10 protein-coding genes and 1 pseudogene are annotated in these 11,444 nt (G+C 56.7%); all 11 read right to left on the bottom strand.

What is annotated here, in order from left to right; translation table 11 throughout:
• Window positions 1–202: 202 nt before the first annotated feature.
• A complete protein-coding gene (locus tag AC0L23_RS39245; RefSeq protein WP_473358345.1) occupies window positions 203–1,186 on the bottom strand; it encodes a type 2 periplasmic-binding domain-containing protein in 984 nt (327 codons plus the stop codon).
• Window positions 1,187–1,211: 25 nt separating this feature from the next.
• Window positions 1,212–1,384 (bottom strand): annotated as a pseudogene (locus AC0L23_RS39240) (TauD/TfdA family dioxygenase); the annotation flags it as partial.
• A 638-nt stretch (window positions 1,385–2,022) separates the two neighbouring features.
• Window positions 2,023–3,351 carry an NtaA/DmoA family FMN-dependent monooxygenase gene (locus tag AC0L23_RS39235; protein ID WP_473358344.1) on the bottom strand — a complete coding sequence of 443 codons (1,329 nt, stop codon included), beginning with the start codon at window positions 3,349–3,351 and terminating at the stop codon, window positions 2,023–2,025.
• 311 nt (window positions 3,352–3,662) lie between these two features.
• A complete protein-coding gene (locus AC0L23_RS39230; RefSeq protein WP_473358348.1) occupies window positions 3,663–3,986 on the bottom strand; it encodes a hypothetical protein in 324 nt (107 codons plus the stop codon).
• On the bottom strand, window positions 3,907–4,290 hold the full coding sequence (locus tag AC0L23_RS39225) for a hypothetical protein (protein ID WP_473358347.1): 384 nt from the start codon (window positions 4,288–4,290) through the stop codon (window positions 3,907–3,909). The genes AC0L23_RS39230 and AC0L23_RS39225 overlap by 80 nt, the downstream gene beginning before the upstream one ends.
• Window positions 4,291–4,492: 202 nt before the next feature.
• Complete coding sequence (locus AC0L23_RS39220; RefSeq protein ID WP_473358343.1) at window positions 4,493–5,335, bottom strand: ABC transporter permease; 843 nt, start codon at window positions 5,333–5,335, stop codon at window positions 4,493–4,495.
• On the bottom strand, window positions 5,332–6,204 hold the full coding sequence (locus tag AC0L23_RS39215; protein ID WP_473358342.1) for an ABC transporter permease: 873 nt from the start codon (window positions 6,202–6,204) through the stop codon (window positions 5,332–5,334). Before AC0L23_RS39215 ends, AC0L23_RS39220 begins: the two co-directional genes overlap by 4 nt.
• Window positions 6,205–6,782: 578 nt before the next feature.
• Window positions 6,783–7,835, bottom strand: coding sequence for an extracellular solute-binding protein (locus tag AC0L23_RS39210; protein ID WP_473358341.1), 1,053 nt, complete (start codon window positions 7,833–7,835; stop codon window positions 6,783–6,785).
• A gap of 648 nt (window positions 7,836–8,483) precedes the next feature.
• Window positions 8,484–9,593 (bottom strand): NtaA/DmoA family FMN-dependent monooxygenase, encoded by a 1,110-nt coding sequence (locus tag AC0L23_RS39205; protein WP_473358340.1) that lies wholly within the window; start codon window positions 9,591–9,593, stop codon window positions 8,484–8,486.
• 79 nt (window positions 9,594–9,672) lie between these two features.
• A complete protein-coding gene (locus tag AC0L23_RS39200; protein ID WP_473358339.1) occupies window positions 9,673–10,197 on the bottom strand; it encodes a flavin reductase family protein in 525 nt (174 codons plus the stop codon).
• A gap of 460 nt (window positions 10,198–10,657) precedes the next feature.
• Window positions 10,658–11,047, bottom strand: coding sequence for a transposase (locus AC0L23_RS39195; protein ID WP_473358346.1), 390 nt, complete (start codon window positions 11,045–11,047; stop codon window positions 10,658–10,660).
• Window positions 11,048–11,444: the final 397 nt, after the last annotated feature.

Here is an 11,444-nt window from a genome sequence, read left to right as displayed (position 1 = left end):
GCAGCTCTTGCGTCGTTTTGGCGCGAGGGCCTCGAGAGCGGCGTGAAATTTCGGGCCCGACAGCACCAGGTTCGTAATGATTTGCGCACAAATCCTGGTCGGGTCGCGATACCGTCCGAGACCGTCTCTCGTGCCCACTGCGCGGCATCTGGGAGTGCATTTACGCGTTCATCTTGCTATGACGCGAAATTGTCGACGGAGGTCATCGGGCCTCCGCCGTCTTTCCGGGACGGAAATAGTTGAACGCATTGGTGTAAGTGTCGGAAGCCTTGACCTGCCCCGGCTTGAACAGGCCGTTCTTCACCAGCCAGTCGATCCACATCTGGATCTCGCTGTCCGAGATCACGCCGCCCTTGGTCGCAACGCCGCTACTCTTCCAGTACTTGATTGAGGAGGCATCCTCGTTGCGCTTGCGCTCGGCAATGATCCTGTCGAAGCGGGCCCGCACCTCTTCCGGCGGTGTGATCTGGGCCCATTCAATGGCCCGCGAAATCCCCTCCACCAGCTTGCGCGAGGCATTGGGATTGTCTTTCATGAACTTCTCTCGCAGCACGTAGGCGCCGCCGGTGAACTGGCCGAACAGATCGGTATCGTTGAAGAGAGAGCGGATGCCACCCCGCTCTAACGCCTTGTCGCGCAGGACGCCGCTCAGCGCGCTGACCTCGACCTGGCCCTGGCGCAACGCTTGCTCGCCGCTGACAGGCGCGCCGAGCGTGTTGACCGCCACCTTCTTCCCAATCAGATCGCGCCCCGTCTTGATCGGGCTGTCCTCCTTCACGAAGTAGCCGTGATGGGTGTTGGCGTCGGAGCCATAATAGCCGACCACCGCCTTGACCGGCGCCTTCGCCGCGATTAACTTGAGGATCGCCCCATAGAACGCGCCGCTGATGTCGATATCGCCGGTGACGACGGTCTGGATGTCCTGCGGCCCGCTGATGGTGTTACCGATCCATTTGAGCTTGAGCGGCGCGAGATAGCCGAGGTCCTTGGCCAGCTCGATAAAGGTCACCTGCCCGGCCGATCCCTGGTAGCGGATCTCGGTCTTCTCGAGCGGCGGCTCGGCCAATGCCGGGGCCGTGAGGCCGAGCGCCACGGCGCCGGCCAACAACGCCCGCAACGTCTTGCGGGTGGCACGTCCCGACCGGGCGCGCCTGGCGCGAAGCAATCGAAGTATAGCGTTCATCATTGCGACTCTCGTGAGCTAATCCGGATCAAGCGGCTTTGGCGGTCTGGGGCTTGGATGGCTTGACGCGTGCCACGCTGCGGCGACCGTCGACGCTCGCGGTACATCGCCACCGATGGTGGCGCGGCGCAGAACGCGGTGCTGATCGCCATAGTCCTTGACTGCGTAATGTTGCGTGGCACGATTGTCCCAGATCGCAACCCGTCGTGACGACTACCCTGGTTTTCGATTGGCGCTCTGCTCGCAAGCTTCATGCTTGCATTCAACTCAACAACGCAAATGCATTTCATAGACATCAGCGTGACTGCAGACGTAGAGTCTCGCTTGCTACAGCTCGCAATGCACGCGGATCTCACAAATGAGCGAACGACGGCAGCCTTCCCTCAACTTCTTCACCTATCCAGCCATCATGAGGATGCCTGGGCGCGACAGGAATTTCGGCAGCCAATCGCATCCTCGACGTCACCTATTATCAGGAGCTGGCGCAGCGTGCTGAGGCGGCCTCGGGTCCCGCATATCGGATCTGCGCTGTTTTGTCCCGGATCGACAGCCAAGCTTCCTACACGCAGCGCTTTCAGCTGCCTGCAGCGCAGATACGGATGGTGGCCGCGCTCGAGCAACGCCCCAATGACAACGCATTCTGAGATCTACAGCTTCTGATCGCTGCTTGCTATGTGGATGCAGTAAGCCGGCTGCCAAATGCCAAGCTGTCCTCGGCGATACGACAACGACGGAGTTGCGGCGTCTAAGCGCTCCATGGCCGTCGGCATTCGCTCCGAAGCCGGGTTTCGAGCTTCGGGCGCGCGTGGATTGCGACACACCCCAAGCTAAGCTTTACGTCACACGTTCCTTGAATGACGACTCTTCGGGCGAGGTAAGCGAAGATGATCTCTCAACGTGTTACCTTCATATTCGCGACGGAACGAACCGCGTCTTTGTAACTCAGGTATTACGCTTCCAGAGAAGGTTTCGAGGCCGCGGGGCTCCGATGGACCAATGATCATGAAGCCGTCGCAAGCTTCGTCTGCAACCCACTCTTCGATCCAATCGCTAATCTCGATAGCAGAACCGCAAAGCGGAGTCCCCCATCCAGACAGACGATAGAATTGCAGTATGTCACCGAGCGGCTTGCCTCTACGTACGAGTTCCGTTGCCGTTTGGAATACGCTCTGAATATACTCGGTATTGCTCCGAAGCAGTTCGAACGGAACGGGACGGTCGAGCGGCAACTTCGTTACGTCCACTCCGAGATCTTGGGTCAACTGCTCAAGCTTGACGATGTTGGGCACTCGCGCCTCAAGGCTGGCATAATACGCTTCGGCTTCCGCCTTTGTCTCGCCTACTACCACGGTTAGTGAGGGAAGGATTTTGAGTCCGGCAGGATCGCGGCCGGCAGCCGACACTCGATCCCGCATGTCCTTATAGAAGGCCTGAGCGGTGTGCTTGTCTCGATTTAACGAGAATATGACTTCCGCGAATTCGGCGGCAAATTGTTTGCCGGGTCCAGACGATCCGGCTTGAATTAAGACGGGATAACCTTGTGGGGGGCGGGCAATATTCAACGCACCCTCGACGCTGACGTATTTTCCAGCATACGACACAGGATGGAATTTTTGCGGATCGAAGTAATGGCCCGAGGATGGATCAAGCACAAAGGCGTCCTCCTCGTAAGTGTCCCACAAGGCATGGATCGCCTCAATGTATTCCCTGGCGCGGCCGTATCTCTCTTCATGAGATGGGATTTTTGGTTGACCAAAATTCTTGGCCGCATCGCTGCTCGCCGAAGTTACGACGTTCCAGGCCGCACGTCCGTGACTCAGATGATCCAATGACGCGAGCTGACGAGCCACGTTGTATGGTTCCGAATATGAAGTGCTGATGGTACCCGCCAACCCGATTCTCGATGTTACCTGAGACAGCGCAGAGAATAGCGTCAGAGGCTCAATCGAATTCATGTGGTACGGATTCCGACTCCATGCCTCGAGATGATCCGTATGGGCAAAAAGAGCGTCAGCCCTGAAGACCATATCAAATTTGGCTGCTTCGGCGATCTTCGCGTAGTGCTGGAAATGTTCAATTTTCGTTGCGATATCTCCGCTATGGGGCGTCCAACCCGCTGGGTGTGTCCCGTAGTTATACAGAGCGTAGCCGAGATGGATTTGCTTCACTGCAATATTCCTTCGCACTTTCGCATATTCTGCGGATCCCGCGGCATAGATAGAGGGTGCTGGTGCAGGAAACGAGCTCTGACTCGATCATCTCACACTAAATGACCGCACTTACCGTGTGACTCCCACGCGGCCTAATCAGCAACCCCGTCGTAGTTGGCCTCGCAGAACTCGATGATATCTTCACACGACATGATTTCAGTGCATATGTGAGCACCGCACTGCATAAAAGCTGCGCCGCGCGCGTTTTTGCGAACATTTGCGGCGCATCTTTCCGCAACGTCCGTCTGCCCGAAAACAGCTTAACCGTTTTATTTGGAAGTTCGGGCCTTCCATTCTTCGCGCCGTCGCGTCCCTACAACTTCCTCTGAGTACCGGACACCAGCCGATGAAATTCGCAACGAAAGGAGTCGCTGGCTCTCATAGATCTCGCCGGGCGTACCGAGCTGCTCGAGCTTGCCGGCGTTCATGACCACGATGCGATCCGACAAGGTCAGTGCCTCTTCTTGGCCACGCGTGACAAACAAACTGGTGAATCGACCCGCACGAATCACGTCACGCAGCTCTTCGGGCGTGCGCAGCTGTGCACCAACATTCGAGAAGGGCTCGTCGAGAACGAGTACGGGCGGCCGCATTGCCAGAGCGCGTGCCAGTGGGATGCGCTATTGCTGGCCGCCAAAGCTGACTGTGCAGCCGCTCGGCAAAATGCGGCAATTCGACCGGTTTAAGCATTTCGCCGACGCCTTTTCTACGTCGGTGCGGGGCCACTTTAGGTTTTTCCAGACCAAAAGTGCCATTCTGAGCCACGGTCATATGCGGAAATAAGGCGGAACTCTGGAACACCATTCCCGTATCGCGCCGACAGGGAGGTTGGTGCGTCATATCGAGGCTGTTGGTGCGGATATAGCGCAAGGATCGCTCTACACATCCGGCAACCATCCGCAGGGTTGTTGCCTTGCCAGAGCGCGACGGGCCGAGCAGGCGAACGAGCTCGCCCGCGACGCGCACGGAGCAAAACGCTGGCAACAGCAATCGCTTCACCGTAGTGGTCGGGGACAGGTTGCAACTCCACAACAACGTCGCCCGCTCTCTGCAAGGAAGCGTCATGGTGTTTTGACAATGCCACATCTAGTCTCGCCGACTACGCAAGTCTTTCCGCGCTGATCAAATGCTCGATGGTCAGGATCACGATCAATGTCAGCAGGATCATAATGGCCGATACGGCCGCGACCGTCGGGTCATAGACGGTATCGAGATATATAAACATTTGTATGGGCAAAGTGATCCGACCGCCAGACGTGAGAAACGCAGAAACTGTCGCATTTCCAAACGATGTCACGAAGGCGAAGATCGCTGCGGACAGCAAGCCCGGCAGAATGAGTGGCACGGTGATACGTCGGATGACTTGCAAAGGCCTGGCGCGGAGGTTCATCGCCGCCTCTTCGAGAACGCGGTCATGCAGCGCGAGACTGGCGAGTATCGTTCGAACGGCATAGGGAATGGCAAGAACGAGATGGCCCAGGAGCAAAGGATATATCGTCCGCGCAAGCCCCAGAAACGCAAAAAGGTGCAACAGCCCGAGCCCCAGGACGACCGCCGGCACGGTCAACGGCGAAAAGGCGAGGCCCTGCAGAAATGTCTTTCCGCGAAAGTGATATCGGTTGATGGCGAATGCGGCCGCAAAGCCGATCACCAACGCAATAACCGCGACCAGCACGGCCACGTACGTGCTGGTCCAGAGCGCAGATCTGAAAGCGTCGCTTTCGTACGCTGCCATGTACCAGCGCAGCGAATAGCCAACTGGGGGGAATTCCATCGTTTCGCCGCTGGTAAAGGATGCGGCGACAACCAGGATCACCGGCAGCGCGAGCATGCAGAAGGCCAGTGCACGAAGGAACGTCCCGCTGATGGACATCAGGATGTCGATCAAGTCCGAGCGCATCCTCATCCGCCGCAATCCAGTCAAAAGTTGCAGATGCGTCATGTCCTCACCTTTCTGAGAAGACGTGACCCAATCAGGACGTTCATTACCGCCGTGAAACTAATTACGCTCAAGAAGAGCACGAAAGCCATGGCCGCACCTGAGGGCCAGTTCAATTCCGTCATTATGCGATCGTAGATCACCCCTCCAAGCATGGCCGTGCGACCTCCCCCAATTAGACGAGGTGTAATGAAGGCCGAGATCGAGAGTACGAAGACAAGATTGAGGCCAACAAGAGTGCCAGGAAGCGCGAGCGGAATGATGATTTTCTGAAAAGTGACGAAGCGATTCGCACGTAGATTTGCCGCGGCGTGTTCAAGCACTGGATTGATCTGAGTGACCACGCTCATGATGGACAAGATCATGTACGGAAGACACTCCTGCACCAGCACCAATATCACGGCAGGTCGATTGAACAGCAAACGTTCCGGCGACGAAAACACGCCGAGGCCGACGAGGACTGAATTTACAAACCCGTTGCGGCCGAGAACGATCAACCAGCCGAATACGACAACGACGAGGCTGAGCGTCATCGGCATGATGACGATGATGGTTTGCCATCGCCGCACCCGTGCGGGTAGTCGGGCGAGCGAATACCCAGTTGGAAATCCTATTAGCAGGCAGAGCAAGCAAACAGCGAGCCCGTCGACGAACGTCTCCAACAATATTCTGACATAATAGGGGTCCGCGAAGAAGTCTGAATACTGTTTTAGGGTGAAGCCGCTTCCGTTGAAAAGATAGTTCCCATTCAGGAAGCTGGCTCGTAGCAATCCCAACAGCGGCGCAACAAAAAACACAACGAGAAGCAAGACCATCGGCGCCAGCAAGAGCGCTGGTACCGATTTTCGGCAGTTCTCGACAGCCTGCTTCACCGCGCCTCCTCCTCAGCCCCCATTGAACCACGTCCCGCTACCGTCGTCATGCAATCGACCCGCATCCGCCTCAGCGTTGGCTGTCCAGGAATTCCAGGGTATTGGATTTCGAACGGCACGCACTCGCGTCGAGCTGCTGCAAGATCGCGATCGTCCCTTAAGCGCTCTGATTCTTGCCGACCCCTTTTGAACTCGGACTCCGACTTGCCGATCATGAGGTCAGCGGCCGACCTGTAGCGGGCGCAATCGAGTCTTCTCTGACACGCGCTTCGCGGCCCGCGTGACCTCTTCCCCGCGCCGTTCCCTCGAAGTTGGTCTAGCGGGGCGCACAACTCGCGACCAGGATTTCTTTGCGATCGCTCTCGAACTCGAAAACTCGCACCACGAAGCGCACGATATTTCTGGGCGCGGCACCGATGGACGGTGGCCACATAATGCTGCTCTCCCTGGTGTGAGACGATGGGACAAGACCTTTTGCAGTCAACCACCGGGCCGCGGCGCGACGGAGTCGATCAGAACCTTGTAAGCCACCTGTTCAGTTCGCGTCGTCGCGTCTAGGGCCATCAATGCTGTCAAGCTCATGCGGCGATGATCTTATTGAACCGCTCTATTCGTGCACTATGGCCCGCCGACCACTTTTCCCAGTCGACTTTTAATCTCAGTGCCGCACGCTCGGGTGATGCGAACACGAGTCGCTCGCGCAAGGCGTCCGGCAATTTGACGTCCGTGGTCGGCTCGTACCCGACGGTCTCAGGCAAGGCGCGTTGTCCCTGGTCGGACAGGATCTGTTCCAGGAACGCGTACGCCGCTTCCGGGTGCTTTGTTCCCTTGATGACGTTCATATAAGTGAGCGCACCGCAAATGCCTTTGGACGGGATGACGAACTCGATGGGGAAACCCTTGCCCTTCAATTCGAAGTAGGCGCTGTTCCAGAAGGGGCCTGCCTGGACCTCTTTGCTCTGATACATCTGCATCTGAGGAATTTGCCCCTGCGCGACGGCGACGAGATTCGGCTTGGTCGCCTCGAGGATCTTCCACGCGGGCTCCATGTCCGTGACCGAGCCGCCGTTTTCCTCCGCCCAGCCGAGAAGATACAGGCTGGAAGTTGGTGTAGTCGCGGGGAAAAGGACCACCTTACCTTTCAGGTCCGGTCGGGCGAGATCCGAATACGAGGTGAGCGGCTGCTTGATAGACTCCGGATTGTATCCCACGCCTTGAGCCGCGAGGCTGAAGGGCACGCCGTGGTCTCCGAACTCGCGGAAATCGGAAAGGATCCGTTTCAAACCGGCTACATCCGACTCCTTGATCTCTGCGGTGACGCCGCCTTTAATAAGATCGGGCATCACAGAACTGTCGCCCATGAATAAGTCAACCTCGGGCTCATCCTTCTGCGAGATCAGCTTGATCAGCTGAGATGCGAGAGCGCCGCGGACCACTTCAACCTTGAGCCCGTACTTCTCCAATAACGGCGCGCTTACGTTCTTCGTGATTGCCTCTTCAAACAGCCCGCCCCACGAGTTCACACGCAAGGTGATGCCGGCAAATTTTTTTGATTGGGCGTGGATGTACGGTGCAGCCAGAGCAGTACCAGCTGCCGCAGCTGCTATCTGCAGAAACGCTCGCCTTTGCATGTTCCACCCTCCCGTGTCGTGTCTGAGCACTCTTGTTCGTTGGGGCGCGAGCTTAGGCCGCCTGAAAGCCGAATTCTCGAAATCTCGCGGCTCTTTTGGCTCAAAGAGTGCGTCAAGCTCGCTTGCGACGACGTTTTCCTGCAATCGCGCTTGCGCAAACCAGTGTTATGACCTTGTCTCGACGACCGAGCCTCTGAGATTGTTCACAGGTTGCCCAATCGGGAGGCCGGACTGTTTGTTGAACCAAGGAGTGGGGCCTAGCAATTCTCCTCACGCCGCTCTTTACATCGCGCAGCGTGATTGTGCCGGCGCCACGACTGAGACGGGATGGGGCGCGGCAAGCGGGCCATGCTCGTGCTGCGTGACGAGTCTGTGGTGCGAGCAAAAATCAGGTTTTGCGCGCTCCATAGCCCTTAAACCGCTTCGCGCTCCCGCTAGATACTTCGATGTCCCTACTCTGCTCGGTCTCTTTTGCTCTGCGCGAAACGGTTCTCAGGCGTCGAAAAGCCGAAGCGGCTGCGCAGTGTTGAGCCACTGTACTCCGTGCGAAAGAGGCCCCGCCGCTGCAGTTCTGGTACAACAAGCTCCTTGAAGTCGACCAGAGAATTCGGAAATACGGCAGGTGCGATCATGAAGCCGTCACATGCTTCAGTTTGAACCCATTGCTGCATGACATCGACAATGCTTCGCGCGGTGCCGTAGACCAAGATATAGCCGCGGGATACCGCAAAAAAGGTCGTGAATCTCCCTCAGTATCAGATTTTCTCGGCGCGCCTTTGCATAGAGCACTGTGAGAAAGCTCTGCACCTCCTCAGACAAAGGTAAGTCTGGTAGCGGTCCATCCATCCGAAACTTCGACATGTCGTGACCCAGTCGATCAGACATGATTCTAAGCGCCGAGCCCGGCTCAATAAGCTTCACAAGCTCGTCATACTTAGCCTTAGCCTCTTCCTCGGTGCGTCCGACTATCGGGAAGAAGCCTGGGAGAATTCTTAAGCAATCCCGGGAGCGACCGGCCGCCTCGACCTGATCCTTCATTTTTTTGTAGAAGGCCCTTGCCTCCTCAATCTCCTGCTGGATCGTAAACACGATTTCCGCGTACTTGGCCGCAAAATGCTGGCCACTGGCTGACGATCCAGCCTGAACAATAACCGGCTGCCCCTGTGGCGAGCGGGATATCCCCAGAGGCCCCTTCACTTTGAAGAATTTTCCTTCATGGTTTACCGCATGAACCTTGGATCGATCAAAGAAGCTGCCGGTCTCCACGTCGTACAGCAGCGCATCGCTTTCCCAGCTGTCCCATAGTCCCTGGACGACGTCCAGGTATTCCGCCGCGATCTCATACCGAACGGCATGTGGTGGAAGTTTCTTGTCGAAGTTGTCAGACTGCTGTGCAGTCGTGACAACATTCCAACCAACTCGGCCGCCGCTGATTTTGTCCGCGGACAAAACAAGACGGGCGAGATTATATGGCTCCATGTAGGTCGTAGACACGGTTGCAACCAACCCGATATGTCGGGTCCTGGCCGCGAGAGCAGAGATCAATGTTATTGGCTCAAGGCGAACAGCCTGGCCAGGATGCCCATCAAGCTCGGCTGTGGGAGCATCTGCAAAGAACACAAGATCCAGTTTAGCGTCCTCAGCAAGCTGCGTGATTTCCAGAAGGGCTGAAAAATCCTCATGACTCTTGAAGGCACCTGGCAGCCTCCAGCCGGAGACATGATTGCCCGTTCCAATAACGAAGACCCCAATGTTCATTTGCCGGGATATCGTCATTTCTATTTCTGTTTCAAAGCCGGTAGGAAGTTGTCTCTTACAGGTATCCGATTGATAGCCGTTAAGCGTTGGCCAGTGAAAAGAAGCGTCTATCTGCATATGCGAGGGCAACGGCGCCTGCGCGTACTCCGCCTTCGACTACCTCACCAATCACAACAGCATGATCGCCAACATCGAAAATGTTTATGACTTTGCACGCCGCGTACGCTGCAATATTTAGAAGGAGCGGACCGCCGATTCCACGCTCCGGTCTAGACCACTCGGTGGCACCGAATTTAGACGATGACTTCTTCGCAAAATGCATCGCGAGATCTTCCGCACCCTCCGTCAAATAATTAATCGAAAACGCTTCGGTTTCTTTCAGGGCGGCAAGGGTATTCGAGCTATTGCTTAGGCAAGCTAGAGCGAGCGGCGGCATTAACGAAACCGAGCAAACGGCAGTCATTGTTAAGCCACAGGGAACGCCGTCTTTTGTGAACGATGTCACCACAGTAGCCGGACCTGGCGCTGTGGCCATTATGCTTTTGAAAAGGTCTGAAGTGATCGGTGGAATTTGGTCGGTTGTAGCCCTGTCTGCGAAGATCAAGACGGCCTCCCGATTGATCTGATCGAAGAGTGGACATGTGTTTCCTGTTCGACGATAGCGACATTTGATTATTGGCTTATGCGATCATCCCGTGTTTCACGCTTAAATCCTGCGTTTGTCTCTTCTTCTTCGATGGATATCGTCATATTTTTAGTTGCTCTGCACGCCTGCCGGTCAGGCGGACTTATTCAGCGGCTTCCGTCGGCGTTGACGGAACAAACCATCTTCCTCGATCGAGGGCGCTCGCTTGACGCGTAGGCTCCGGCTAAGTCGTCCGCGCTCACTGATCGAGCATTCATCGTAACCATCGACGCCCATAGGGACGGCCGATCAAGCCTCCGCGCAAATGCCAACAGTTGCTCCGCCGATGGCGCGCCCAGGATGGTCACCTCATGGTTGGCGACATCACACGAAGGCTTCCCTGAAACTCTTTGGTTAAGCTCAAATCACCGGGCATTAGCTAGTTCGTGGTTTCTGTCGACTGAGAGGGTGCGAGGCCCGGCCGGTCGTAGCTTGCCGAAGGGCTCAACGCGCGGGTGACGGTGAAGCCATCTGCCAAAGCCGCGACAGCAGCCTTCACCGGTTGACGCGTCGACCGCGTCCATAATCCGCATACGAGCCCCAGCAGCAAACTCGATCTCAATCGCGCGCCGCTGCTCATGGGCCTGATCGGATCAGGCGCCACCTCTGGATCCGGGATCAACTTCGCTGGGACAAAGCTGAATTGGGTGCTGGTGGCATCCTTTGGCTCGGGATGGAAAGACCGGCGCCATCGCAGCAGCAGCGACCGCGAAAGGCCGTATCGCCGTGCCGTCGCCACGACCTGGCGGGGGCCCTGAAAGCTCTCCACAACGATCTTGAGCTTCTCCTCCTCACACCAGCGCACGTCGCCGGCCTGTGTCCACCACCTCGCCGCTCGACTTGGGCGCTGCGCTTATCACTGGCCATGGACAGGTTCTTAGTCCAAAAGCCACTTCGCTACGCGACCGCCGCCGGAGGCGTACGGAGGGAATTCAGCTAGGGCAGCTTGAGAGCTGGCAAACCTATTTGTATTGCTGGCTTTACAATTAATCTACAGTCGGTCTATACTCGGCTGGAACGTGGATGCAATTCAGGATCGCTGGGCATGAGCTTGATGTACGGACTTAATTTATTGCGCGATTCTGGTGAGGTTTGAGATGCGAGTTGGTATTTGTGGCGGCGGACTGGGGGGACTCTCTGCAGCTGTTGGGTTGAAGGCATTGGGA

Source organism: Bradyrhizobium sp. MI1.4, from assembly GCF_055811315.1.
The sequence above is the reverse complement of the archived record's forward strand: the minus strand, read 5'-3'. Positions and strand labels throughout refer to the sequence as shown.

What these genes read in the sequence shown, in the direction of transcription:
- AC0L23_RS39220 (WP_473358343.1), bottom strand. Translation starts at nt 5,335, where the DNA reads ATGACGCATCTGCAACTTTTGACTGGATTGCGGCGGATGAGGATGCGC.
- AC0L23_RS39225 (WP_473358347.1), bottom strand. Translation starts at nt 4,290, where the DNA reads ATGGTTGCCGGATGTGTAGAGCGATCCTTGCGCTATATCCGCACCAAC.
- AC0L23_RS39230 (WP_473358348.1), bottom strand. Translation starts at nt 3,986, where the DNA reads ATGCGGCCGCCCGTACTCGTTCTCGACGAGCCCTTCTCGAATGTTGGT.
- AC0L23_RS39245 (WP_473358345.1), bottom strand. Translation starts at nt 1,186, where the DNA reads ATGATGAACGCTATACTTCGATTGCTTCGCGCCAGGCGCGCCCGGTCG.
- AC0L23_RS39210 (WP_473358341.1), bottom strand. Translation starts at nt 7,835, where the DNA reads ATGCAAAGGCGAGCGTTTCTGCAGATAGCAGCTGCGGCAGCTGGTACT.
- AC0L23_RS39205 (WP_473358340.1), bottom strand. Translation starts at nt 9,593, where the DNA reads ATGAACATTGGGGTCTTCGTTATTGGAACGGGCAATCATGTCTCCGGC.